22 protein-coding genes, 1 tRNA gene and 1 riboswitch are annotated in these 23,534 nt (G+C 56.7%); of the genes, 6 read left to right on the forward strand and 17 right to left on the reverse strand.

The window, feature by feature from the left end:
* Positions 1-32: 32 nt before the first annotated feature.
* The 5 genes from M2120_RS07370 (at position 33) to M2120_RS07390 (ending at position 5,907) form a co-directional block, all read left to right on the forward strand.
* Positions 33-1,289: a Dyp-type peroxidase gene (locus M2120_RS07370; RefSeq protein WP_280798045.1), complete on the forward strand. Its 1,257-nt coding sequence runs from the start codon at positions 33-35 to the stop codon at positions 1,287-1,289.
* A complete protein-coding gene (locus M2120_RS07375; RefSeq protein WP_280798046.1) occupies positions 1,286-1,885 on the forward strand; it encodes a copper resistance CopC family protein in 600 nt (199 codons plus the stop codon). The genes M2120_RS07370 and M2120_RS07375 overlap by 4 nt, the downstream gene beginning before the upstream one ends.
* Positions 1,886-1,928: 43 nt before the next feature.
* Positions 1,929-2,004, forward strand: a tRNA-Thr gene (locus tag M2120_RS07380).
* Between the two features lie 43 nt (positions 2,005-2,047).
* Positions 2,048-4,300 (forward strand): MMPL family transporter, encoded by a 2,253-nt coding sequence (locus tag M2120_RS07385; RefSeq protein WP_280798047.1) that lies wholly within the window; start codon positions 2,048-2,050, stop codon positions 4,298-4,300.
* A 134-nt stretch (positions 4,301-4,434) separates the two neighbouring features.
* On the forward strand, positions 4,435-5,907 hold the full coding sequence (locus M2120_RS07390; RefSeq protein ID WP_280798048.1) for an NAD-dependent succinate-semialdehyde dehydrogenase: 1,473 nt from the start codon (positions 4,435-4,437) through the stop codon (positions 5,905-5,907).
* Between the two features lie 79 nt (positions 5,908-5,986).
* Here M2120_RS07390 and M2120_RS07395 read toward each other — a convergent pair whose 3' ends face one another.
* From M2120_RS07395 to M2120_RS07465, 15 genes are all read right to left on the reverse strand, one after another.
* A complete protein-coding gene (locus M2120_RS07395) occupies positions 5,987-7,912 on the reverse strand; it encodes an ABC transporter ATP-binding protein (protein ID WP_280798172.1) in 1,926 nt (641 codons plus the stop codon).
* 21 nt (positions 7,913-7,933) lie between these two features.
* A complete protein-coding gene (locus M2120_RS07400; protein ID WP_280798049.1) occupies positions 7,934-8,296 on the reverse strand; it encodes a hypothetical protein in 363 nt (120 codons plus the stop codon).
* Between the two features lie 13 nt (positions 8,297-8,309).
* Complete coding sequence (ribH, locus tag M2120_RS07405) at positions 8,310-8,783, reverse strand: 6,7-dimethyl-8-ribityllumazine synthase (RefSeq protein ID WP_280798050.1); 474 nt, start codon at positions 8,781-8,783, stop codon at positions 8,310-8,312.
* On the reverse strand, positions 8,780-10,063 hold the full coding sequence (gene ribA, locus M2120_RS07410) for a GTP cyclohydrolase II (RefSeq protein ID WP_280798051.1): 1,284 nt from the start codon (positions 10,061-10,063) through the stop codon (positions 8,780-8,782). Before ribA ends, ribH begins: the two co-directional genes overlap by 4 nt.
* Before the next feature lies 1 nt (position 10,064).
* Complete coding sequence (locus M2120_RS07415) at positions 10,065-10,691, reverse strand: riboflavin synthase (RefSeq protein WP_280798052.1); 627 nt, start codon at positions 10,689-10,691, stop codon at positions 10,065-10,067.
* A complete protein-coding gene (gene ribD, locus M2120_RS07420; RefSeq protein ID WP_280798053.1) occupies positions 10,691-11,728 on the reverse strand; it encodes a bifunctional diaminohydroxyphosphoribosylaminopyrimidine deaminase/5-amino-6-(5-phosphoribosylamino)uracil reductase RibD in 1,038 nt (345 codons plus the stop codon). Before ribD ends, M2120_RS07415 begins: the two co-directional genes overlap by 1 nt.
* Before the next feature lie 91 nt (positions 11,729-11,819).
* Positions 11,820-11,961, reverse strand: a riboswitch (FMN riboswitch).
* A 72-nt stretch (positions 11,962-12,033) separates the two neighbouring features.
* The gene (trpS, locus tag M2120_RS07425; protein WP_280798054.1) at positions 12,034-13,047 is read right to left on the reverse strand and encodes a tryptophan--tRNA ligase; all 1,014 of its coding nucleotides are present in this window, start codon (positions 13,045-13,047) and stop codon (positions 12,034-12,036) included.
* A gap of 8 nt (positions 13,048-13,055) precedes the next feature.
* A complete protein-coding gene (locus M2120_RS07430) occupies positions 13,056-13,895 on the reverse strand; it encodes an exodeoxyribonuclease III (RefSeq protein WP_280798055.1) in 840 nt (279 codons plus the stop codon).
* A 16-nt stretch (positions 13,896-13,911) separates the two neighbouring features.
* Complete coding sequence (locus tag M2120_RS07435) at positions 13,912-14,817, reverse strand: YihY/virulence factor BrkB family protein (RefSeq protein ID WP_280798056.1); 906 nt, start codon at positions 14,815-14,817, stop codon at positions 13,912-13,914.
* A gap of 72 nt (positions 14,818-14,889) precedes the next feature.
* Positions 14,890-15,165, reverse strand: a complete 276-nt coding sequence (locus M2120_RS07440) for an HPr family phosphocarrier protein (RefSeq protein WP_280798057.1) — start codon at positions 15,163-15,165, stop codon at positions 14,890-14,892.
* On the reverse strand, positions 15,158-16,276 hold the full coding sequence (locus M2120_RS07445; protein ID WP_280798058.1) for a PTS fructose transporter subunit IIC: 1,119 nt from the start codon (positions 16,274-16,276) through the stop codon (positions 15,158-15,160). The genes M2120_RS07440 and M2120_RS07445 overlap by 8 nt, the downstream gene beginning before the upstream one ends.
* Before the next feature lie 87 nt (positions 16,277-16,363).
* Complete coding sequence (locus M2120_RS07450; RefSeq protein WP_280798059.1) at positions 16,364-16,783, reverse strand: PTS fructose transporter subunit IIB; 420 nt, start codon at positions 16,781-16,783, stop codon at positions 16,364-16,366.
* Complete coding sequence (locus tag M2120_RS07455) at positions 16,783-17,244, reverse strand: PTS sugar transporter subunit IIA (protein WP_280795514.1); 462 nt, start codon at positions 17,242-17,244, stop codon at positions 16,783-16,785. Before M2120_RS07455 ends, M2120_RS07450 begins: the two co-directional genes overlap by 1 nt.
* Positions 17,241-18,227 carry a 1-phosphofructokinase family hexose kinase gene (locus M2120_RS07460; RefSeq protein WP_280798060.1) on the reverse strand — a complete coding sequence of 329 codons (987 nt, stop codon included), beginning with the start codon at positions 18,225-18,227 and terminating at the stop codon, positions 17,241-17,243. Before M2120_RS07460 ends, M2120_RS07455 begins: the two co-directional genes overlap by 4 nt.
* Complete coding sequence (locus M2120_RS07465) at positions 18,224-18,985, reverse strand: DeoR/GlpR family DNA-binding transcription regulator (RefSeq protein WP_280798061.1); 762 nt, start codon at positions 18,983-18,985, stop codon at positions 18,224-18,226. Before M2120_RS07465 ends, M2120_RS07460 begins: the two co-directional genes overlap by 4 nt.
* A gap of 217 nt (positions 18,986-19,202) precedes the next feature.
* Here M2120_RS07465 and ptsP point away from each other — a divergent pair, with 217 nt between their 5' ends.
* Positions 19,203-20,846 (forward strand): phosphoenolpyruvate--protein phosphotransferase, encoded by a 1,644-nt coding sequence (gene ptsP, locus M2120_RS07470; protein ID WP_280798062.1) that lies wholly within the window; start codon positions 19,203-19,205, stop codon positions 20,844-20,846.
* Positions 20,847-20,933: 87 nt separating this feature from the next.
* Here ptsP and M2120_RS07475 read toward each other — a convergent pair whose 3' ends face one another.
* Together M2120_RS07475 and sdhA are read right to left on the reverse strand one after the other, a co-directional pair.
* Entirely contained in the window at positions 20,934-21,689 is a 756-nt protein-coding gene (locus tag M2120_RS07475; protein WP_280798063.1) for a succinate dehydrogenase iron-sulfur subunit, read from the reverse strand.
* 2 nt (positions 21,690-21,691) lie between these two features.
* On the reverse strand, positions 21,692-23,506 hold the full coding sequence (gene sdhA, locus M2120_RS07480) for a succinate dehydrogenase flavoprotein subunit (RefSeq protein WP_280798064.1): 1,815 nt from the start codon (positions 23,504-23,506) through the stop codon (positions 21,692-21,694).
* Positions 23,507-23,534 lie beyond the last annotated feature (28 nt).

The raw sequence follows: 23,534 nt of genomic DNA on the forward strand, positions 1-23,534 counted from the left end.
GAGCTTTCAACAGAGTTCAACAGGATAGAGAAATGACACACACACCAGCAGAAGCACAGGCCGAAACTGAAGTCACTCGACGTGGTTTCCTGGCTTCTGCTGGCGTCGTTTCTAGTTACGTAGCAGCGGGGGTTGCCGGTTTTGCTGGTGGTGCTGTTACTGCTTCGGCAGTCTCGGCTAGCTCGTTGTGCACACAGTCACAACTGCGTGCACAGGAACAAGCAGCAACCATTCCTTTCTTTGGGGATTACCAAGCCGGCATCATGACGCCGCTGCAGGCCTATGGCACCTATATGGCCTTCAACCTCAAATCCTCAACTGGAATTGATCAGGCTCGCTCGATGATGCAGCTGCTCACTGACGATGCAGCGAGGCTTGCTGTGGGCAAGCCCACACTTCCAGATGGTGACCCCTATCTGGCAACCGAACCTGCACGTTTGACCTCAACCTTTGGTTTCGGTCCAGGCTTCTTCTCCAAGCTCGGCTTGGCCGGCAAAATGCCTGTTGGCTTTGGTGAGCTTCCAGCGTTTAGCATCGACAAACTACAGCCCGAATACAGCGGTGGTGACCTCGTCATTCACGTGGGGGCTGATAACCCCCTCACTGTCGCCCACGCTGCACGTCAGCTCACTCGCACGGCGAATACTTTCGCCACACCACTGTGGTCACAGACAGGGTTCAACCGGCCACAATATGGTGAGCCCACCGACCAGACCGGGCGTAATCTGTTCGGCCAAGTTGATGGCACCGTCAATCCACGGTCTGCCCAAGAATTCGATGCTCAGGTGTGGGCATCATCTGGACCACGGTGGTTCCATGATGGAACCTGCCTTGTCATTCGTCGTATTCAGATGGATTTTGCCGGCTGGGACAAATTGGACGACACCAAAAAAGAAGCGTCCATGGGTCGTCGCCTGAGCAACGGGGCACCGCTGACAGGAACTTCAGAATTTGATAAGCCTGATCTCGAAGCTAAGAATGCTCACGGCCTGTCCGTCATTCCTGCTTTTGCTCATGTTCGCAGGGCAAATACAGGCAAGGACACCGAGAAGTTCTTGCGCAGACCCCTGAACTATGAAGACGGACTTCTGCCTTCTGGAGAGCCCAACGCTGGCCTGATCTTCGCCGCCTACATGGCGGATATTCAGAAACAGTTCGTTCCGGTTCAGCAACGTTTGGCAGACTTAGATTTATTGAACACTTGGATCACACCAATAGGTTCAGCTGTGTTTGCTCTTCCACCCGGCGCTCGCCGTGGCGGCTACATAGGAGAAGGACTACTCGGATGATTCGTCGTATTGGTGCAGCTCTTGTTGCTCTCGTATTTGCAGTGGGTTTCTCATGTGGCACTGCCCAGATGGCTTCAGCACACTCTGACTCATTCCAGTCAGTTCCCGCCGATGACTCGACCGTCACAACTCCGGTGACCGAGATTCAGTTCACCTTCGTTGAGCCTGTCAATGCCGAGCTTTCACCACCCGAGGTGGTTTTGGTCAACCAAGACGGCATTGCTGCCGAGCTTGGTGCCCCCATTCTTGATGAAACCGGGGCAACAATGACCGTCCAGATTCTTTCGGGTGCACTGCCTAACGGTGACTACACCGCCAGCTACCGCATCGTTTCCCAAGATGGACACCCTGCTTCTGGCGAGCTGTTCTTTGCTGTTGAAGGATCCGATGCCCCTGCCCTCGTTGCAGCAGATGCCGATGCTGACACGGATGCCATCGCAGAAGCAGACTCCGATGTGATGGTTACCTCGAGTGGTTCCGGTAATGACACACAGCTTCAGCTGGTGCTGGGCTTGAGTGCTGCAGGTGCTGTGGTTCTAGCTGGTGTGCTGGTTCTGGTGTCTTTGCGCCGCCGCCGCAACTCGCAGGCAAAGTAGCGAACTACTAAGCTTGACAACTGTTCCGCATCTTGCGGTTCGCGCCGCCTTAGCTCAGTTGGTAGAGCGATTCCCTCGTAAAGAATAGGTCGCGGGTTCAATTCCCGCAGGCGGCCCCATAGCTCCATTGCTTGTGTACTACGGATCCGTAAGGGGAAACACATGAAGGACTGGACTCCAAAACTCTGGCTGCGTATTTTGCTGCCCACCGTCTTGGTTGTGGTGTGGTTTGCAATCGCTGGCCTGGGTGGTCCCACATTCGGCAAGATCTCTGATGTCTCCACCAATGACCAGGCAGGATTCCTTCCTGCTAGTGCGCAAAGCACCGAGGTCAATGAATGGCAGAGCAAGTTCAACGACTCGGAGAACATCCCTGCCATCGTGGTATTCCAGAAGGACTCTGGCACGGTCACTGACGCTGACAAGCTGAAGTTTGACGAGCTCACTCCAACTCTCGAAGACGCTGAGGGTGTTGCTCCCACCGTTGAAGGCGAGATGCCCTCTGTTCTTGGTCCCACCTATTCAGAAGATGGCCAGGCAGTTGAATACCTGGTGTTCTTTGATGCCAGTGGTGAAGAACTTCTCACCAGCATCAACGGTCTGCGTGCTGAGCTCAAGGATGCAACCCCAGCTGGTTTCACCTCCTATGTGACCGGACCTGGTGGTCTGCTCGCTGACTTCGTCAGTGGCTTCGCTGGTATTGATGGCATCTTGCTGATCGTGGCACTGCTGGCCGTGTTCATCATCTTGCTCGTGGTTTACCGCGCACTGCTGCTGCCGATTCTGGTTTTGCTCACCTCGGTATTCGCCCTCTCTGGTTCGATCCTGGGCATTTACTACCTCGCCCTGAACGACATCATCAAGGTCTCTGGTCAAAGTCAGGGAATCCTCTCGATTCTGGTTATTGGTGCGGCGACCGACTACGCCCTGCTCTTTGTTGCCCGCTACCGCGAGGCACTCTTCGACGTGCAGAACAAGTGGTCTGCTCTGGGCCGCGCATTCCGCGGATCCTTCGAGCCCATCTTCGCCTCGGCGGCAACAGTTATCGCAGCGCTGCTGTGCTTGCTGTTCTCTGACCTCAACTCCAACAAGGCGCTGGGCCCCATTGCCGCCTTCGGTATCGGGTTTGCCTTCCTTGCCGCCATCACCTTCTTGCCCGCGCTGTTGGCCATCTTTGGCCGTGCCGCGTTCTGGCCATTCATGCCTAAGCCTGGCAAGAAGAAGTTGGCTCCGGTTGAGCCCAACACTCTGCCTGGCCTCGAGGGTGTTCGTGGCCTGTGGAAGGGCGTGGGTAACCTCGTAGGCAAGAAGCCTCGTGCGACGTGGATTGTCACCCTGGTGGTGCTTCTCGCTGCCATCGCAGGCTTGCCAGGTCTGAAGGCAAGCGGTATTCCACAGACCGACTTCTTGCTCGGTGACAACATCGAATCTGTCGACGGACAAGATGTTCTGGCCCAGCACTTCGACGCCGGCGACGGGTCACCCGTGGTGATCGTTGCAGACGAGAAGAAGTATGAAGCAGTTCTTGCTGCGACTGAAGCCACCGATGGTATTTCTAAGGCTTCTGTTCAAGCCGATGCCAAAGCAATGGCTGCTGCCTACAAGAAGGCAGCCGAAGACGCTGCTGCAGCGGCTGCTGCCGCCTATGCCAGCGGCCCTCCCGCTGCTGGTGCACCATCAGCTTTCGTGATGCCAGAGATTGAGACCATCCCTCAGGTGGTTGACGGCAAGGTCATCATCAACGCAACTTTGAAGTATCAGGCGGACTCTGCTGAGGCAGAGAACGTAGTCAAGCAGATGCGTGCAGATCTCGTTGCCGAAGACCCCAGTGTTCTTGTTGGTGGTGAGACCGCTATTGCACTCGACACCAACGAAACAGCACAGGCTGACTTGGCCAAGATCATCCCCATCGTGTTGCTGGTGATCTTCTTGATTCTGATGCTGTTGCTGCGCTCGATTGTGGCGCCGCTGGTACTGATCTTCACTGTTGTTGTCAGCTTTGCGGCAACGCTGGGTCTGTCCGCGATCTTCTTCAACAACGTGTTCGGTTTCCCCGGTGCTGATGCGAGCGTGCCACTGTTTGGCTTCGTCTTCCTCGTTGCACTCGGTATTGACTACAACATCTTCTTGATGACGCGTGTGCGCGAGGAAAGCATCAACCTGGGCACGCGCCCCGGAATCCTCAAGGGTCTCACCGTCACCGGTGGTGTGATTACCTCGGCTGGTGTGGTCTTGGCAGCAACTTTTGCTGCACTGGGTGTTATCCCGCTGTTGTTCTTGGTTCAGCTGGCCTTCATCGTGTCGGTGGGTGTGATCATTGACACCGCACTGGTGCGAACCCTGCTGGTTCCCGCGCTTGCCTATGACATTGGACCCAAAATTTGGTGGCCCAGCAAACTCGGAAAACTGAAGTAATTCACTTTCGTTTCACTCCTCAGCCCCCTAGAAATAGGGGGCTGAGTTCTTGTAATATCGTTTGAGTCCAAACGACCCCTTTATTTCGCACCATATTTGCGGTTAGAATAAGGAATTCGTAGAAAAGGTGAAGAATGTCAACGATTTCCGAATCAGAACTGCTCTCTAAGGTTCCATCTCAGCTGTATATTGACGGCAAGTGGGTAGATGCTGCTGGTGGCAAAACTGTCGATGTGATCGACCCAGCAACCGGTCTGGTGCTCAAGAGCATTGCTGACGCTTCACCAGAAGACGGCATGAAGGCCCTGGATGCTGCCGTGGCAGCACAGGACGCTTGGGCGGCCACACCTCCTCGCACCCGCAGTGACATCCTGCGTAAGGCGTTTGAGCGCGTGCAGGAACTCAAGGATGAATTTGCGCTGCTGATGACCCTCGAGATGGGTAAGCCCCTCGCTGAAGCTATTGGTGAAGTGAACTACGGTTCTGAATTCCTACGCTGGTTCAGCGAAGAAGCAGTACGCATCACCGGTCGTTACGGCAGCAACCCTGAAGGCACCGGTCGCACCATCGTGACCCACATGCCCGTGGGCCCCAGCTACTTGATCACCCCCTGGAACTTCCCACTGGCGATGGCAACCCGCAAGATTGCTCCCGCACTTGCTGCTGGCTGCACCGTTGTGGTCAAGCCTGCAACCCTCACCCCACTGACCACCCTCTACTTCGTGAAGATCTTGGAAGAGTGTGGAGTTCCTGCCGGTGTAGTGAACGTGTTCACCACCTCGAACACCGCAGCCGTTTCTGACCCCATCGTGACCGACAAGCGTTTGCGCAAGCTCTCCTTCACCGGTTCCACCGGTGTGGGTCAGTCACTGATGAAGCTTGCCACCGAGAACATGCTCCGCACCTCAATGGAGCTCGGCGGAAACGCACCATTCCTGGTGTTCGAAGATGCAGATCTCGACAAGGCCGTGGACGGTGTGATGATTGCGAAGTTCCGCAACATCGGACAGGCCTGCACCGCAGCAAACCGTGTGATCGTGCACGAGAGTGTTGCCGACGCATTTGCCAAGAAAGTCACCGAACGTGTTCAGGCCATGAAGATCGGTCGCGGAACCGAAGAAGGCGTCAGCATTGGACCCCTCATCGATTCCAAGGCTGTAGCCAAGGCAAACGAGCTCGTGCAGGACGCTGTGGCAAAGGGTGCAACAGTGCTCACCGGTGGCAAGGCTATTGAAGGTGCAGGCACCTTCTATGAGCCCACCGTGCTCACCGGTGTCAAGCCCGGTGCTGACATCATGACCGAAGAAATCTTTGGCCCAGTGCTTTCCATCACCACCTTCTCAACCGAAGAAGAAGGCATCAAGATTGCTAACGACACCGAATACGGTCTCATTGGTTATGTCTACACCGAAGACTTCAAGCGCGGTCAGCGACTGATTGAAAAGCTGCAAACCGGCATGATGGGTCTGAACGCTGGTGTCATCTCCAACGCTTCTGCACCATTCGGTGGAGTGAAGATGTCTGGTCTGGGCCGCGAGGGTGGCTTTGAAGGTATCAACGAGTACCTCTCGGTGAAATACACCATGACACCTAATCCCTTTGCCTAAGCCCTTCGTATAACAACGAAGCAACAAGCAAATGAAGAACGCCTCCCCGCTGGGGAGGCGTTCTTCATGCTTGAGGTCACTAGACTAGCAACTGGTGCTTGGCCAGGTTCTTATACAGCGGGGTAGTCTTCACCAGTTCAGAGTGGGTGCCGGTGCCGACAACAGCACCGTTCTCCAACACAATAATCTGATCACTATCGACCACAGTGGAGAGGCGGTGCGCAATGATGATCAGGGTTCGATCCTGAGCAACGCGGTCAATCGCTTCACGCATGAGTTGCTCATTCGCTCCGTCCAGGCTTGAGGTGGACTCATCAAGCAACAAAATCGGGGGAGCGGCCAAAAGTGCTCGAGCAATAGCTAGACGTTGACGCTCACCGCCGGAGAGCATGACGCCCTCCTCGCCGACTGGAGCATCCAGTCCTAGTCCGCTGCGTTCGAGAACGTTGGACAGGTTCACATCGGCGAGCACCGCAATACAGTCCTCATCGGTTGCCTGGGGCGAGCCCAGCAGCAGGTTCTCGCGCAGCGAACCAGCCAAGACGGGAGCATCCTGCTCCACATAGCCAATCTGTGCACGAAGGTCTTCACGAGGCAGCGCCTTGATATCCACGCCACCGAGGCGAATCTCGCCAGAGGTGGGGTCGTAGAAGCGCTCAATGAGTCCCAAGATGGTCGACTTACCTGCACCCGATGGTCCCACCAGTGCCGCACGAGTTCCGTGCTGAACCGAGAAGGAAACACCCTTAAGAATCTCGGGAGCCTCAACCTCGGGCAGGGCTTCCAAGGCGAGAGCTTCACCGGCAGCTCCGCCAGCCTTGATGCGTGCTTTTTCAGCACGGCTCATCTTTGCGGTCGGGTCTGTGGTGCTCTCATCCTCTTCAGTGGGCAGAACCAGCTTGGGGTAGGAGAAGCGCACATCAACAAATTCAACGGCTACTGGTGAATTCTTGACAGCACCGCGAGCACCACCGTCGAGCACGGCAAGCGGTGCCAGCTCGCGGTCAAACTCACCTTCACTGGGCAGTGCAATGATTTCTTGAATACGTCCTAAAGCACCCAGAGCAGAGTTCACCGAGGTGATCGCACCAAAGGCTTGACCCAGCGGCATGATCATCATGAACAAGAACAGGATGAAGGTGACCAGGTTGGCAACCGTAATCGCGCCAGAAGCAACGCGGTAACCACCGACACCCAGCACGGTGAGGAAGGCCACCTGCATGGCAATGCCGGCAACGGGAACAACCAGGGCAGAAATCTTGGCAACCTTGATGCCCATGCGCCAGGCGCCTTCGGCTTCTTCTTCAACAACTTTGATTTCGCGGTCAGTGGCGTTCGCTGCACGCACTGTGCGGACAGCAGAAATCGCACGCTCCACCGAGGCAGCGAGTTCACCGACCTTTGCCTGAGCCTTGCGGCTGGCAACTCGAATACGGCGCGAGAGCACCGTGACGATGATGATCGCGCTGAATACCACCAGAACGGTGAGACCCAGCAATACGGGGTCAATGATTGCCATCGCGATGATGGCGCCAATGAAGGTCAAAGAACCACCAATGGCTTCCACAAGTCCCTGCGTCAGCACTGCACGCAGCAGCGTGGTGTCTGAGCCCACACGCGAGACGAGGTCACCGGTGCGACGAGTATCAAACTCACTAATGGGCAGGCGCAGAATGCGTCCCACCAGGCGGCGCCTGGAGGAAAGCACAACACCTTCACCCGTGCGCTGCAGGAGGTAGTGCTGGAAACCGTTAATCAAAGCGGTGGCTACCACAAGGCTGATCAGCAGCCAGACCAGGTTCCCCATCAGCTCACCCGCGCTCACGCGGTTGATGACCTGACCCACCAGCAGAGGCTGTGCCAAGGAAGCAGCAGCACCTAGCACGCTCAACACAATCACGAAGGAGAGCACCTTCTTGTGTTCAAGCAGGTAGGGCATCAGCTGCCCAAAGCTAGCTTTAGGCGCTGATGACTTCGAATCTGGGGTCGTTGAACGACGCCCCATGCGGGGGGAGCTCACCAGGGGTTAGTTCCAGGCAACGGCGAGGACAACGTTGAGCAGAGTCAGACCACCGATGGTCCACAGTGCCCACGAAGGTGCTACCTCGCGCTTGCGGAAGATGAGGGCAATCACAGTGATCACAATGAGCACAGAAAGCTTCACTGCAATCTTGGCGTTGTTGACCTCTTCATCTTCAACCAGACCGGCTGAGTAGATGCCGGTGAGTGCAACACCGGTAACAAGCTGGGTGTAAGCACCATCGAGCATGCCGCGCAGAACGCGACCCTTACCAGCAGCAATGTCCTTGATCTGAACCAGGAATGATCCCAGCAAGAAGGACAGACCAACGAAGTGCAGGATGACGAGGATTGTGACTAAAAGTTCCATAGCTTCAGCCTAACTACTTGTTCCGGATAGAACGAAGGGTCACAGCGGTTTCCAAGGCGGCAATGGCTGCTTCAGCACCCTTGTCTTCTTTGGAATCAGGAAGACCAGCACGGTCTAGTCCCTGCTGTTCATCATCGAGAGTGAGAACACCAAAGCCGACTGGCTTGCCGGTGTCGAGAGAAACGCGGGTCAATCCGCTGGTTGCGGCGTCAGAGACAAACTCGAAGTGTGGTGTGCCACCACGAATAATGACACCCAGTGCCACGACAGCATCTGCTCCTGCTTCCAGCACAGCCTTGCTCACCACGGGCAGTTCAAAACTTCCAGCGACTCGAACCAGGGAGTGGGTAGCACCTGCGGCTTCCAGGGTGCGCTGTGCCGAAGCAATCATGGCGTCAGTAATGACCTCATGCCACTGACCTGCCACGATGACAACGTTTAAACCAGTGCCGTCAACGGTAATGGTGGGTGATCCTGCGCCACTCATGCGGTGACCTCCTTTGGGGTTGCTGCGGGTTCAATTGCGGGAAGAACACCGGGAAGCTGGTGTCCCATGCGGTCACGCTTCACGTTGAGATATCCCGTGTTGTATTCACCCAATCCCACCACCAGTGGAACGAGGTCATTGATGGTGATGCCGTAGTTTTCGAGCTGGCGCTTCTTCTCAGGGTTGTTCGAGAGTAGTCGAACCGAGCGAATGCCCATATCTGCGAGCATGCGCGCAGCTGCGGTGTAGTCACGCGCGTCGGCAGGCAAGCCGAGGGCAAGGTTGGCATCGAGTGTGTCCAGGCCCTGCTCTTGGAGTTTGTAGGCCTTGAACTTGTTCACCAGGCCAATACCGCGGCCTTCCTGGCCGCGCATGTAGAGCACGACACCACCGGCAGGATCTGCTTCAATCATGCGCAGGGCCTCATCAAGCTGTGGTCCACACTCACACTTGAGTGAGTGCAGAGCTTCACCGGTGAGGCACTCGGAGTGGACGCGAACCAGTACGTTTTCTCCGTCAGGATTACCTGCCACAATCGCCACGTGATCGGTGCCAGTGGAGTGGTCACGATATCCACGCATGCGGAAGGTGCCATTCTCGGTGGGAACGTTGGTCTCCACCTCGAAGGCAACACGGTGGGCATCAAGCTCACCCTCAATGCGGGCGGGAAGCGGATGTGCTTCCAGGTAGTCGACAAGTGCCGCTACGGTGGTCAGTGGCATATTGTCACGCTGGGCCAGCTTCTCGAGCCCAGGCATGCGCATCATGTCCCCGTCCTCATCCACGATTTCAGCAATCACGCCAACGGGATTCAAGCCGGCGAGACGCAGCAAGTCAACAGTCGCCTCAGTGTGACCAGCACGTTGCATCACACCACCATCCACGGCGCGCAGCGGCAGGATGTGGCCGGGGCGAATGAGGTCTGAGGGAGCAGAGTCGGGGTTAGCCAAGATGTTGACCGTGCGAGCACGGTCACTGGCGCTAATCCCGGTGGTGACTCCCTCTGCTGCATCCACAGAGATGGTGTACGCGGTGGTGCGCACGTCCTGGTTACGCTCAACCATGATGGGCAAGTTGAGGCGGTCTGCCACATCACGTGGCATCGGAGCACACACCAAGCCGGAGGAGTGCTTCACAATCCAGGCCATGGTTTCTTTGGTCGCGAACTCGGCAGCCATGATGGCGTCACCTTCGTTTTCGCGACCTTCGTCATCGGCGACAAGGACAATACGTCCTGCCTTGAGCGCCTCAAGAACTTCGGGGATGGGAGTGAGAGCCATGTTAGGCACCTGCATTCTGTTGGGGTAGGAAGGCCAGCATTCGTGCGACCTGGCGGGCAATAATGTCTGTTTCGAGGTTGACCTTGTCGCCCACGGCGCGTAGGCCAAGGGTGGTCACACTCAATGTCTCGGGGATGAGGGAGACCTCAAACCACTGGGAGGCTTCTCTTGGGGAGCTGATGTTACTCACGGTGAGCGAGACGCCGTCGACCGTGATTGAGCCCTTGTCCACCAGTAACGGAGCAAGGTCGCGGCTGAGCCCAAAGCGCACCACGGTCCAGTCGGCACTGGGGGTAATGGAGAGCACTTCGGCAGTGCCATCAACGTGGCCCTGAACGATGTGACCGCCCAGGCGCGAGCCCAGCTGCGCAGCGCGCTCCAAGTTCACGGGAAGTCCCACAACCGCGTCACGCATCGTGGTCATGGCGAGGGTTTGTTCCATCACATCTGCGGTGAAAGAGGAGGCATCGTGCTCCACCACGGTTAAACACACGCCACTGACTGCGATCGAATCACCCTGCCGCGCACCAGATAGGGCAGTGTTGCCGCTGACGGTCAGGCGCACCGCATCGGGCAGCTGCTCGATTGCGGTGATCGTTCCACGTTCTTCAATCAGTCCGGTAAACATCAGGAGTCCTTCCGGGTTGGTGTGGCAGTGATGAAAATGTCTTCGCCCAGGTTTTCAACCGAGCGAATGTTGAGGTCTATGCGCTCGCTGAGGGTGTTCACGCCGAGATCACCTAAAGCAACCTTGTCGCCGCCCAGCAAGACAGGTGCGAGGTAGATGTAGAGACGATCAACCAGGCCTTCAGCGATAAAGGCACTGGCAAGGGTGGGGCCGCCTTCAACAAAGACAGAGCGAATGCCTTGCGCATACATTTCACTCAAGGCAGCGTGGAGGTCGTTGTGGCCAATGATGAGGGGCTCGAGGGGGTGTTGGTGCACGAGTGCATCACCGGGGATGTTGCGTGAGCCAATGATCACCGGAACGGGTTGGTGGTCGTGTAGGGAACCTTCTGGTGTGCGGGCAGTAAGAGAAGGGTTATCTGCCAACACAGTTCCTGTGCCCACCACGATGGCATCGGCAGCACTGCGCTGTTCGTGCACGCGCACCCGCGACTGTGCACCAGAAATCCATTGGCTGGTCCCATCAGTAGCTGCTGCGCGGCCATCCAAGCTAGCTGCCCACTTCACGGTGACGTGGGGGCGGTGCAGGCGTGCAGAGAGCATCCACTCTTCGAGCAGTTCTTCCACCGCGTCCTCGAGCACACCACCGATCACCTCGATGCCAGCATCGCGCAGACGCTGTGCTCCACCAGAGGAAGCGTGACCAGGGTCAGTAGCTGCGTACACAACCTTGCCAACACCGGCTTCAATGAGCGCAACAGCACAAGGACCAGTTCGCCCGGTGTGGTTGCAGGGCTCAAGGGTCACAACGAAGGTGGAACCCTGGGCCTGCTCGGCAGTGAGTTGAGACAGAGCATCGACTTCAGCATGCGCAGTTCCAGCACCACGGTGCCATCCCTCGGCAATGATGGTGCCGGCAGAGTTCAACACGACACAACCCACCTGAGGGTTGATGCCATTGCTGGGGCCGTTGGCAGCCAGCGCAATGGCGCGACGCATCGCGGGCTCGTAGCCCTGCGAAGGTGTGTTCTGGCTCATCTACCGGTGCTCTCTGTTAGGGAGGCGTGCTTCGGGTAGACGGGTGCCATGACGACAACCGAACTCGACGGGTACAAAAAAGTAGCCCGCCGCGCGCGTTCTCCCATCCGGACTTTAACCGTCGGTTCTGGAGTTTCACCAGATCAACCTCATCCTCTGGCCAGATGGCTTTTGCATGAGGGTCGCGGACTATAACCGCCGGCTCAGATTTTCACTGACCCCGAAGCGCGTTGCTCTAGGTAACAGTCTAGCTGGTGGGTTTATTCCCCGCGAGGTGTTCAGCTGTGGGTTCGCTCAGAGCCAAGTTAGCCGTGGTGGCGAGGAAGCAAACCAATGGCGTCATAAACCTTGGCCAGGGTGGCATCTGCCACCGCTGAAGCGCGATCAGCTGCTTTACCCAGGATGCGGTCCAGCTCTGCAGGATCAGAGAGCAGTTCGTTGGTGCGCTCGCGAATAGGGGTGAAGCTGGCAGTGACCTGCTCTGCCAAGTCCTTCTTCAACGCACCATAACCGCCGCCGGCATATTCGTTGACCAGGTCATCAACGCTGCGACCAGAGAGCACCGAGAAGATGGTGAGTAGGTTCGCAACACCAGGCTTGTTTTCGCGGTCAAAACGAATCTCGCCATCAGCATCGGTCACCGCACGCATGACCTTCTTCGCTGTCACGGCAGGATCATCCATGATCTTCAACAGCCCAGCTTCGGTCTCGGCTGATTTCGACATCTTGGCGGTCGGGGTCTGCAGGTCGTAGATCTTGGCGGTCTCTTTGAGGATGTGGCCTTCAGGAATAGTGAAGGTCTCACCAAAGCGAGAGTTGAAACGCATCGCAAGGTCACGGGTGAGCTCGAGGTGCTGGCGCTGGTCTTCGCCCACGGGAACAACATTTGCTTGATAAGCGAGGATGTCTGCTGCCATCAGGATGGGGTAAGTGAACAGGCCCACAGATGCTGCATCAGCACCGTTCTTGGCGGACTTGTCCTTGAACTGGGTCATTCGGCTGGCTTCACCAAAACCAGTGATGGTGTTGAGCACCCAGGCAATCTGGGTGTGAGCCTGAACATGGGACTGAATGAACAAGGTGGACTTGTCGGTGTCGATACCAGCAGCAATGTATTGCGCTGCGGTGGAGCGGGTGCGCTCACGCAATTCTGCAGGGTCCTGAGGAACTGTGATGGCGTGCAGGTCAACCACGCAGTAGAACGCATCGAACTCATCCTGCATGGTCACCCAGTTGCCGAGTGCACCAATGTAGTTACCCAGGTGGAGGGAATCGCTGGAGGGTTGCATTCCAGAAAGAATGACGGGCTTGTTGCTCATGAAAAGTCCTAGAGGTTGTAGTCGACGACGACGGGGGTGTGATCTGACCAGCGAGTGTCATACGAGTCTGCACGGTCCACGGTGTAATTGGTTGCCACGGCAGCCAAGGCGGGGGTTGCCAGGTGGTAGTCAATACGCCAACCGGCATCTGTATCGAATGCCTGACCGCGCCACGACCACCAGGTGTAGGGACCAGGGACGTTGCCTGCGGCTTGACGTCCCACGTCAACCCAACCCAGGCCAGGGCCGGTTGACCCATCAGGGCCGGTCACGCTCTGGCCAGCAGCACCCATAAAGCGGTCAAAGTAGGCACGTTCTTGGGGTAGGAAGCCAGCACGTTTAACGTTGCCCTTCCAGTTCTTGATATCGAGTTCAGTGTGACCGACATTGAGGTCACCCACCACCAGTGCGTAGTCAGAGTGCTTGGCCAACTCTGGCAGGCGCTCTTGCATCGCTTCTAAGAACTTGAACTTCTCCACCTGCTTAGGAGTGTCCACTTCACCGGAGTGCACATAGGTGCTCACTACGGTGAGGATTTTGTCGCCGATCTTGTAGTCGGCTTCGAGCCAGCGACCTGCCGTGTCGAAGTCGTCTGCGCCAAGGCTGACGCGGTGAATCACGGCAGAGTTGCGGCTAGCCAGAGCGACACCTGCACGGCCCTTGGCCGTGGCAGCGTCGTGCAAAATGTTCCAGTCAGGTCCGAGTAGTTCTTCGAGGTCTTCAGTGGAAGCACGAACCTCTTGCAGGGCAAGGATGTCAACACCGCGGTTAGCCAGCCATTCACCCATTCCTTTGCGGAATGCGGCACGGACGCCATTGACGTTAACGGTTGCGATGCGCACAGACATAGCCCAATTCTACGGGCTAGTTCTTCTCGTGACGGTGGGGCACGACCCAGCCGAAGTCTTCGAGAACAATCCCTGAATCTCTCATATTCACGGCAACCCAGCTCGTGGCCAAGAGGTAAATGCGCGAGGCAAAGTTGAAGTAGATGAGCAAACCAATGAACACGGTGAAGCTGGCCAGCAGTGGGTTGCTTTCTGGGCGAGTCAGCACATACGAGCCCAATACTTTCAGCACCATCAAGGCAAGACCACCCAGAAGTGTTCCATTGCGCAGGATGCGCCATGGAATTGGAACACCGCTCAGGATTCGGATGATGGCTGCTAGTACTGCCGTGTCAAAGAGGAAGACCACAAGTAAACCGATGATTTGGAAAACGATTCTTCCGATACCGCTCTTATCGGCAATGCCGAGCTCAGGGAAAATCAGTCCAGACAGCCTGGTCAGACCCACAGTTGCGGTTGCACTGAACAGGACAAACACGACATAGATCATCGCAAGGACGAGGTCATAGACCTTGAGCAGCAAGTAGTTCACCGTGGTTTGTGGCAGGTAGAAAATGGTGCGCACGGCAGTGCGAACATAATTCAGCCAGTTAATCGCGGTGTACAACACGACGACAACAGCCAACCCTCCAGTCCAGCCAAAGCTGGTGGTGGATTCGAGAACCTTAGGATCGATGGCACCACCAGTGCGAATGAGGTCAGGCACCTGGGCATTGATGAAGGCAATGACAGCATTGCGAATCTCAGGTTTATCTGAGAGAAAAATCCCAGTCAGGCTAAAGCCAATCCAGACTGCCGCGAAGGTGGCAAAGACAGCTTGGAAAGACATTCCCGCGGCGAGAAGATTGCCACCGGCTGCGCTGTATGACTTATAGACGCGATACGGCAACAAGGTTCGTGCCCATGCAAGCGTCTTCTTCATACCTGCCAGCTTAAAGGGAAAGGCCCGTGGGTTTCTTTCGAAAACCCACGGGCCAAAGAGCCCCGCTAACTTTTAGTCAGCGTCGAGGTCAGATGTGAGCAGGCTAGCCAGCTCATCGGCAACAGCCTCAGCGTTGTCACCTTCGACGTCGAGCACGATTTCTTCTCCGTGTCCGACAGCGAGAGCGAGCACCGAGAGGATGCTTGCACCATCTGCGTTGTCACCGTTTGGCTTTGTAATCGTGACGTCGTGACCGGTAGCTGCGACAGCCTGCACAAAAGTGCTAGCTGGGCGAGCGTGAAGTCCTACGCGCGAACCAACAGTGACGGTTCTCTGAGCTTTAGGCAACTGCTTCCTCCAGTGCTTCGTCAGATACACCAGGCTTGATGTTCTTTGCGACGATAACCAGGAGAGCGGTAACTACGGTACCGACAGCAACTGCAACGAGGTACATTGGCCAGTTGCCTACGAGACCGAATACCCACAGACCACCGTGAGGTGCGCGCAGGGTGCAGCCGAAGGCAGCAACGAGAGCACCAGATACACCCGAACCGATCATGATCGAAGGGATCACGCGCAGTGGGTCAGCAGCAGCGAATGGGATTGCACCTTCAGTGATGAAGGATGCACCGAGCAGCCAGGCAGCCTTACCGTTCTGGCGCTCAGCGTTCGAGAACATGTTCTTACGAAGAACAGTTGCGAGTGCGAGACCCAGAGGAGGAGTCATACCTGCAGCCATAACGATTGCCATGATGACGAAACGAGGGTCGTTTGCGTCAGCAGATGCGCCAGCCTCGGTGAGACCAGCAGCAGCGAAGGTGTAAGCAACCTTGTTGACAGGACCACCCATGTCGAATGCCATCATGAGGCCGAGGATGATACCCAGACCAATGAGGCTTCCACCGGAGAGGCCGGTCAGCCAGTCGTTCAGAGCGGTCATGAGGGCCTTGAGAGGACCTCCGAGGATGACGAGCATCAGACCAGCGGTGATGAAGGTTGCAACCAGTGGGATCACAACAACTGGCATGAGCGGACGCAGCCAGTTGGGGAGCTTGATGCGGCTAAGCCACAGAGCTACGAAACCACCGAGGAAACCGGTGATAAGACCACCGAGGAATCCGGCGCCAACGGTACCAGCGATGGCACCACCAACGAAACCGGGAGCCAGACCTGGACGGTCAGCAATCGCGTAAGCGATGAAACCGGAAAGGACTGGTACGAGGAAACCGAAGGTAGCAGCACCAACGGCGAACATGACGTAGGCCCAGTCGTGAGCGGCTAGAGGGTTGAAACCCTTAGCCAGGAACTCTGCCTGGTCCTGGTAAACGATGTCATAACCACCGATCATGAACGACAGAGCGATAAGGATACCGCCGGCCGCCACGAAGGGGATCATGTAGGAAACACCGGTCATCAGCCATTGGCGGATGCGTGTTCCTGTTCCTGAGTTGTTAGACAATTGTGGCCTCCAATGCCTCATTGCATTTGTTTGGTGTTACAGATCCTGCCGTCTCAGCAGGAACTCTATGAAAAAGCTACGCCTTGATCAGCTGAAAAGGCGGGCAAAGAAGCCCTTCTTTTCACCCGTGTCGCTGGCGGGCTTTGAAGCTGCAGCGGGTGCTGCAACCTTGGGAGCACTACCGGCATCCTTAGGAAGGGTGTCGATGGAGCTCACAGCTTTTGCAACAACGTTCTCGGCGTCAGAGAGAGCCTTGCTCACTCCGATCTGAAGGAAAGGCTTGCCGGCGAAGCGAGCGCGGTCCTTGACCTCGAGGTCGGTTGCGAAAATTACCACGTCAGCAGCGTCGATGGTCGACTGCTTCATGGGGGAAGATCCAGCAGAGCCCTGAGTCTCTACAGTGATTTCGTATCCAGCCTTCTTTGCTGCCTGCTCGAGAGCTTCAGCTGCCATGTAGGTGTGGGCGATACCGGTGATGCAGGATGTTACGGCGACGATCTTGGTCATTAGGACTGTACCTCTCGTGTGATGATGGCTGCGATCTCGGCACCTGAGTTGGCGTCGCGCAGTGACTGGCGGAAGTCTTCGTGCACGAGCTTGCGAGCAAGTGCAGCGAGGATGTGAAGGTGCTTGTCGTCTGCGCCGTCTGGTGCAGCGATCAAGAAGATGAGGTGTGCGGGGCCGTCAGCGGCTCCGAAGTTCACACCGTCAACGCTGGTTGCCACGGCAACCGAAGGAACGGTGACGTGGGCAGAGCGTGCGTGGGGGATACCAATACCACCGGGAAGACCGGTAGCCATCTGCTCTTCGCGGGCACGAACGTCGGCGAGGAATCCGTCGAGGTCAGTTACGCGACCATCGTTGGCAAGCTTGACAGCGAGCTGGCGAGTAGCGTCTTCCTTGGTTTCAGCAACCAGACCAACGATGACGATGTCTTCGGTGGTGAGTGCTGCGGTTGCGTCAGTCATACGTGGAGCTCCTTAATGGCGGTGGTGAGACTGGGATTAACAACAGTGTGAACTGCCGTAATAGTAATGTCTTTTGGCCCGGGCACGGTGGTGGCGGGTAATTGGACAGCTGCCGAGCCCCAGGCAACAGCGGTCGAAATCCGCGTAATGTCGCCTTCTACGAGCTGGGAAAGTTCTTCAGAAATAGTTACGTCGGCGCTGAGATATCCAGCCAAAGTACTGTCTCCGGCACCAACAGTGCTGTCTGGAGTGACAGGTTCGTGACCGGCCCAGATGCTGCCACGCTTGTTGACAAGCAAGGCACCGTTTTCACCCAGGCTCACCACGATGGCAGCTTCGTCGTTGCCGAGCAAACTCTGTGCGAATGCAACCACGTCGCCCACGGTGGGCAGTTCGCGGCCAGCAAGTTCTTCCAACTCTTCGTGGTTGGGTTTCATCAGATCTGCCACACCGGAGTGAGCAACGGAAGCAAATGCTCCACCTGAAGTGTCGACGGCAAAGCGCACGCCGTGTTCGTGGGCAAGCTTTCCGAGAGAAACATAGAAGGAACCATCAAGTCCTCGAGGCAAGCTGCCGGCAGCAACAAGCCACTGGGGTGAGCTTTCGAGCACGCCAGCAATCTGAGCCAAGAGGGCGGAAGTCTCAGCCTCGGTCAGTGCAGGGCCTGGCTCATTGATCTTGGTGGTGTCACCGTGAGCATCAACAATAGTGATGTTCTGGCGAACCTCCTCCGCGATGCGGGTGGTGATGGTCTGAATACCGGACTCGCTCAGCGCAGTTTCAATCCAGCCGCCCACAACAGCATCTGCGGGGAAGATGGCTGCGGTGTCGATGTTGTTCTTGTGGAGTGCACGAGAAACATTGATGCCCTTACCTGCAGGGTCCTTGTGCTTACCGGTGGAACGGTTTACTTCACCGGTGGCAAAGGTGTCCAGCTCTAGGGTGAGGTCCACGCTGGGGTTGGCGGTCAGAGTAATGATCATGCGACCACCACATCAGGTCCGGCCATTTCGATTTCGAGCAGGTGCTCGTTATCGATGGAGCTATCGGTAATCACGGTGTCAATACGGCTCAGCGGTGCAACGTGACCAAAGTCTTCACGACCAAACTTGGTGTGGTCGGCCAGGACCACGGTGCGACGGGCTGCATCGACGAAGGAACTCTTGATGCGTGCTTCTTCTAAGTCGGGGGTGGTGAGTCCACGCTCAGGGGTGAGCCCGTTGATTCCCAAGAAGGCAACATCGACTGAGAGTGAACGCAGGGCGTCTTCAGGCCACGAGCCAACCATGGCCAAGGTGAGGGGACGAACGTGACCACCAAGCAGGTGCAACTGAATGTTGGAACGAGTCGCCAGCACAGCTGCAATAGGAATTGAGTTGGTGACGACGGTGAGGTCAATGTCTTGAGGAAGCAGTGCAGCCAGACGAGCTGTTGTGGTTCCGGCATCGATGATGATCGAACCACCCTGGGGCACTTCGGACAGTGCCATGCGTGCGATGCGCTCCTTTTCATCGGAGAGCATGCCTTCGCGGTAGGAAACGTCGGGTTCTACGCTGAGGCGGTCAATAGGGATTGCGCCTCCGTGTGCACGGTGCAGTAGACCACGGCGCTCTAAAGCAGAGAGATCGCGACGAATGGTCTCGGGAGTGACATCGAGTTCTTCGGCGAGGGAGCGAACTTCCACACGGCCCTGATGACGCGCCTTGGCCAGGATGGCCTGGTGGCGTTCAGGTGCGTACATGGGACTCCATTGTCGAGCGGTCGTTGCTTACAAACATTATGACAGCAAAATGTTTGTTTGTCTTTTTTTACTCCCGTATCTACTTGTTTGTCAACATGAAAGGGGGGTAAAGTTTATGTTTGTATCCGTTTGTTGGGGTACATAAGGTTTTTGTCCAACATAAACAAGCCCTCCTTGATTGTGAATTGAGAAGGACTTTCTTCCCCAAGGAGCAGCAATGGAGCTCACCGGTATCGGAGTAGGCCGCGGAATCGCAGCTGGTCCCGTCAAGCGCATGCCCGAGCCTCTGGCCGAGCCCGCAGACATTGAACGCACTGCCGATGCCGAGACCGAGATCGCTGCTGCCAAGGTCTCCCTCGCTGCTGTTGGTGAATGGCTGCGTGAGCGTGGCGTCAAGGCAGGCGGCGAAGCCAAGGATGTGCTCGATGCCCAAGCCTTGATGGCTGGCGACCCTGCCCTGGCCAAAGACATTGCTAAGCGGATCGAAGCAGGTAAGACCGCTGAGCGTGCAGTGTTCGATGCTTTCGCGTCGTTCCAGAAAATGCTTGAAGGCATGGGCGGTTACATGGGTGAGCGCGCAGCTGACCTGGCTGATGTTGCTCAGCGCGTGATTGCTCACCTGCGCGGAGTCCCTGCCCCTGGTGTTCCCGAATCAGACGAGCCCTTCATTCTGATTGCGCACGACCTCGCACCTGCAGACACTGCTCTACTGGACTTCACCAAGGTCTACGCCCTCGTCACTCGCGATGGTGGCCCCACCTCTCACACCGCCATCTTGGCCAGGGCCAAGTCCATCCCCGCGATCGTGGGTGTGGGTCCAGATGCTGAGAAGCTCACCGATGACACTCTGGTCGTGGTCAACGCTGCCACCTCCACTGTCACCGCAGGTGTCAGCCAAGCAGATGTTGATGCTGCACTGGTTAAGCGCAGCGAATGGCTGGAAGCATCCAACGCACCTATTACTGATGGTGCATTGAAGGATGGTCACAAGGTTCCACTGCTGGCTAACCTCGGATCTCCCAAAGAAGCTGCCGGTGCCATTGCCCTCGGCGCTGAAGGTGTTGGTCTCTTCCGCACCGAGTTCCTCTTCCTAGATTCAGCAACTGCTCCCACCGTTGCAGAACAAGAAGCACAGTATGTGGAACTACTCGAAGCATTCCCCGGCAAGAAGGTTGTGGTTCGCGCACTGGATGCCGGAGCAGATAAGCCATTGTCATTCTTGAACGATGCTCACGAAGAAAACCCGGCCCTGGGTCTTCGCGGTATTCGTGCCCTGCGCGTGAAGGAAAACATTCTGCGCGATCAGCTCACCGCACTCGTGAACGCACAGAACAAGACCGAAGCAGACCTGTGGGTAATGGCACCCATGATTGCTGATGCAGAAGAGACCGACTACTTTGTCGGGCTCTGCCGCGAGCTAGGCCTTCGTGTTCCTGGTGTCATGGCTGAGGTTCCCTCACTGGCACTTGTTGCCGACCAGGTACTCGAAACTGCTGACTTTGTCAGCATCGGAACCAATGACCTCACCCAGTACACCATGGCCGCTGACCGTATGCTCGGCACCGTCGGTTCCTACCAAGACCCCTGGCACCCTGCTGTGCTGCGCCTGATCAAGCAGCTCGGTGATGCCGGCGCTGCCGCTGGCAAGCCCGTGGGTGTCTGTGGTGAAGCTGCAGCTGACCCAAACTTAGCGATTGTTCTTGTTGGTTTGGGCGTCACTACCTTGAGCATGACCCCTGCTGCATTGGCAGAGGTTCGTGCCGCACTACTTACTGTCACACTCGACGAAGCCCAGGCTCGTGCCGCTCGTGCGTTGAACGGACGCACCGCCGCCCAGGCACGCAAACTCGGTAGCGAGTAAAACTTCTGCAGGGGAGACGACCTGCGGAACTACAAAAAGACCCGGCCTTCCTCAAAGGGCCGGGTCTTTTTAGTAGATGATCTGTTGTTATGCGCGTCCACGCAGAACAGCCTGCTTCACATCGGCAATAGCCTGTGTGACCTGGATGCCACGAGGGCATGCGTCGGTGCAGTTGAAGGTGGTGCGGCAGCGCCACACACCCTCTTTGTCGTTCAGGATGTCGAGGCGAACATCGCCAGCATCATCACGAGAGTCAAAGATGAAACGGTGAGCGTTCACGATGGCGGCAGGACCGAAGTACTGTCCATCAGTCCAGAACACAGGGCAGCTTGTGGTGCAGGCAGCACACAAGATGCACTTGGTGGTGTCGTCGAAGCGCTCGCGGTCCTCGATGCTCTGGCGACGTTCCTTGCCAGCCTCAGGCTCATTGTTGGAGATGAGGAATGGCTTGACCTCGCGGTATGCAGCGAAGAAAGGCTCCATGTCGACGATGAGATCCTTCTCCAGGGGAAGACCCTTGATGGCCTCAACATAGATGGGCTGAGTGATGTCCAAGTCCTTGATCAAGGTCTTGCATGCCAGACGGTTGCGACCATTGATGCGCATCGCGTCTGAACCACAAATACCGTGAGCACAGGAGCGACGGAAAGACAGCGAACCATCCTGGTCCCACTTGATGCGGTGCAGGGCATCCAGAATACGGTCTGTTGAATACACATCAACATCGAAGGATTCCCAACGAGCTTCCTCATCGATCTCGGGCAGGAAGCGACGAATGATCAGCGTGATGGTGAAAGCCTGTACCTCGGGTACGGCTGCCTGTGTAGCGACTGCGGTAGCCATTCTTAGTACTTCCTCTCCATGGGCTGGTAGTTGGTAATAACAACAGGCTTCCAATCAAGCTTGATGTGGTCACCAGCGTCATCACTCTTAGCGTCACCCGAGAGGTACGCCATGGTGTGCTTCATGAACTTCTTGTCATCGCGGTTGGGGAAGTCGTCGCGCATGTGACCGCCACGGCTTTCCTTACGGTTACGAGCCGAGTAGACAACAACCTCTGCCAAGTCGAGCAGGAAGCCCAGCTCAACAGCTTCGAGCAGGTCAGTGTTGTAACGCTTGCCCTTGTCGTGGATGGAGATGTTCTTGTATTCCTCACGCAGCTTCTCAATGGTCTTGGTGACCGACTTGAGAGAGTCTTCGGTGCGGAAGACCTGTGCGTTCTTATCCATCTCTTCCTGCAGTTCCTTACGCAGGGCAGGAACACGCTGGGTGCCCGACGCGTTGCGGATGCTTTCGATCATCTCGCGCACAGGACCGGCAGGGTCCTTGGGCAGTGGAACGAACTTGGCTGTCTTGGCATATTCGACTGCGTAGCGACCTGCGCGCTTACCGAACACGTTGATGTCCAGCAGCGAGTTGGTGCCCAGACGGTTAGAACCGTGAACTGACACACATGCACATTCACCTGCGGCATAGAGGCCAGGGATCACGGTCTTGTTATCGGAGAGAACCTCTGCCTTGATGTTGGTAGGAATACCACCCATCGCGTAGTGAGCAGTAGGCATCACGGGAACTGGCTCAACCACGGGGTCAACACCCAAGTAGGTGCGAGCGAATTCGGTGATGTCTGGAAGCTTGGTCTCGAGAACCTCAGCACCCAAGTGGGTGCAGTCCAGGAGAACGTAATCCTTGTTGGGACCCGCGCCGCGGCCTTCGGCCACTTCCTGAACCATGCAGCGCGAAACGATGTCACGAGGTGCAAGGTCCTTGATAGTGGGGGCGTAGCGCTCCATGAAGCGCTCACCAGAAGCATTACGCAAGATCGCACCTTCACCACGAGCACCCTCAGTCAAGAGAATGCCGAGACCGGCAAGACCGGTGGGGTGGAACTGGAAGAACTCCATGTCCTCGAGAGGAATACCCTTGCGCCAGATGATGCCCACGCCGTCACCGGTGAGGGTGTGAGCGTTCGAGGTGGTCTTGTAGATCTTGCCGAAACCACCGGTTGCGAACACGATCGACTTGCCCTGGAAGACGTGCAGGTCACCTGTTGCTAGTTCGTAAGCAACGACACCGGCAGGAACCTGCTTGCCCTTGACCTCGACCATGACGAGGTCAAGCACATAGAACTCGTTGTAGAACTCGATGCCGAGCTTGACGCAGTTCTGGAACAGGGTCTGCAAAATCATGTGACCGGTGCGGTCTGCTGCGTAGCAGGAGCGACGAACAGGTGCCTTACCGTGGTCGCGAGTGTGGCCACCGAAACGACGCTGGTCGATCTTGCCATCGGGAGTTCTGTTAAAGGGAAGTCCCATGTTCTCGAGGTCGATGACCGCGTCGATAGCTTCCTTGGCCAGAATCTCAGCAGCATCCTGGTCAACCAGGTAGTCGCCACCCTTGACGGTGTCGAAGGTGTGCCATTCCCAGCTGTCCTCTTCCACGTTGGCCAGCGCAGCAGCCATACCGCCCTGTGCTGCACCGGTGTGCGAGCGGGTGGGGTAGAGCTTGCTGATTACAGCGGTGCGGGCGTTGGGGCCAGCCTCAATCGCTGCACGCATACCTGCGCCACCAGCACCAACGATGACAACATCGTGCTGGTGGTAGTAAACGCCGTCGACGAGCTTTGTTTCTTCGTACGTGTCGTTGCTAGTGGTTGCCACGAGGGATACTCCGTAGTTAGTGATCTAA

This window comes from Aurantimicrobium minutum (assembly GCF_029893825.1).
Taxonomy (GTDB): domain Bacteria; phylum Actinomycetota; class Actinomycetes; order Actinomycetales; family Microbacteriaceae; genus Aurantimicrobium; species Aurantimicrobium minutum_C.

What these genes read in the sequence shown, in the direction of transcription:
- M2120_RS07370 (WP_280798045.1), top strand. Translation starts at nt 33, where the DNA reads ATGACACACACACCAGCAGAAGCACAGGCCGAAACTGAAGTCACTCGA.
- M2120_RS07375 (WP_280798046.1), top strand. Translation starts at nt 1,286, where the DNA reads ATGATTCGTCGTATTGGTGCAGCTCTTGTTGCTCTCGTATTTGCAGTG.
- M2120_RS07385 (WP_280798047.1), top strand. Translation starts at nt 2,048, where the DNA reads ATGAAGGACTGGACTCCAAAACTCTGGCTGCGTATTTTGCTGCCCACC.
- M2120_RS07390 (WP_280798048.1), top strand. Translation starts at nt 4,435, where the DNA reads ATGTCAACGATTTCCGAATCAGAACTGCTCTCTAAGGTTCCATCTCAG.
- M2120_RS07395 (WP_280798172.1), bottom strand. Translation starts at nt 7,912, where the DNA reads ATGGGGCGTCGTTCAACGACCCCAGATTCGAAGTCATCAGCGCCTAAA.
- M2120_RS07400 (WP_280798049.1), bottom strand. Translation starts at nt 8,296, where the DNA reads ATGGAACTTTTAGTCACAATCCTCGTCATCCTGCACTTCGTTGGTCTG.
- ribH (WP_280798050.1), bottom strand. Translation starts at nt 8,783, where the DNA reads ATGAGTGGCGCAGGATCACCCACCATTACCGTTGACGGCACTGGTTTA.
- ribA (WP_280798051.1), bottom strand. Translation starts at nt 10,063, where the DNA reads ATGGCTCTCACTCCCATCCCCGAAGTTCTTGAGGCGCTCAAGGCAGGA.
- M2120_RS07415 (WP_280798052.1), bottom strand. Translation starts at nt 10,691, where the DNA reads ATGTTTACCGGACTGATTGAAGAACGTGGAACGATCACCGCAATCGAG.
- ribD (WP_280798053.1), bottom strand. Translation starts at nt 11,728, where the DNA reads ATGAGCCAGAACACACCTTCGCAGGGCTACGAGCCCGCGATGCGTCGC.
- trpS (WP_280798054.1), bottom strand. Translation starts at nt 13,047, where the DNA reads ATGAGCAACAAGCCCGTCATTCTTTCTGGAATGCAACCCTCCAGCGAT.
- M2120_RS07430 (WP_280798055.1), bottom strand. Translation starts at nt 13,895, where the DNA reads ATGTCTGTGCGCATCGCAACCGTTAACGTCAATGGCGTCCGTGCCGCA.
- M2120_RS07435 (WP_280798056.1), bottom strand. Translation starts at nt 14,817, where the DNA reads ATGAAGAAGACGCTTGCATGGGCACGAACCTTGTTGCCGTATCGCGTC.
- M2120_RS07450 (WP_280798059.1), bottom strand. Translation starts at nt 16,783, where the DNA reads ATGACCAAGATCGTCGCCGTAACATCCTGCATCACCGGTATCGCCCAC.
- M2120_RS07455 (WP_280795514.1), bottom strand. Translation starts at nt 17,244, where the DNA reads ATGACTGACGCAACCGCAGCACTCACCACCGAAGACATCGTCATCGTT.
- M2120_RS07460 (WP_280798060.1), bottom strand. Translation starts at nt 18,227, where the DNA reads ATGATCATTACTCTGACCGCCAACCCCAGCGTGGACCTCACCCTAGAG.
- M2120_RS07465 (WP_280798061.1), bottom strand. Translation starts at nt 18,985, where the DNA reads ATGTACGCACCTGAACGCCACCAGGCCATCCTGGCCAAGGCGCGTCAT.
- ptsP (WP_280798062.1), top strand. Translation starts at nt 19,203, where the DNA reads ATGGAGCTCACCGGTATCGGAGTAGGCCGCGGAATCGCAGCTGGTCCC.
- M2120_RS07475 (WP_280798063.1), bottom strand. Translation starts at nt 21,689, where the DNA reads ATGGCTACCGCAGTCGCTACACAGGCAGCCGTACCCGAGGTACAGGCT.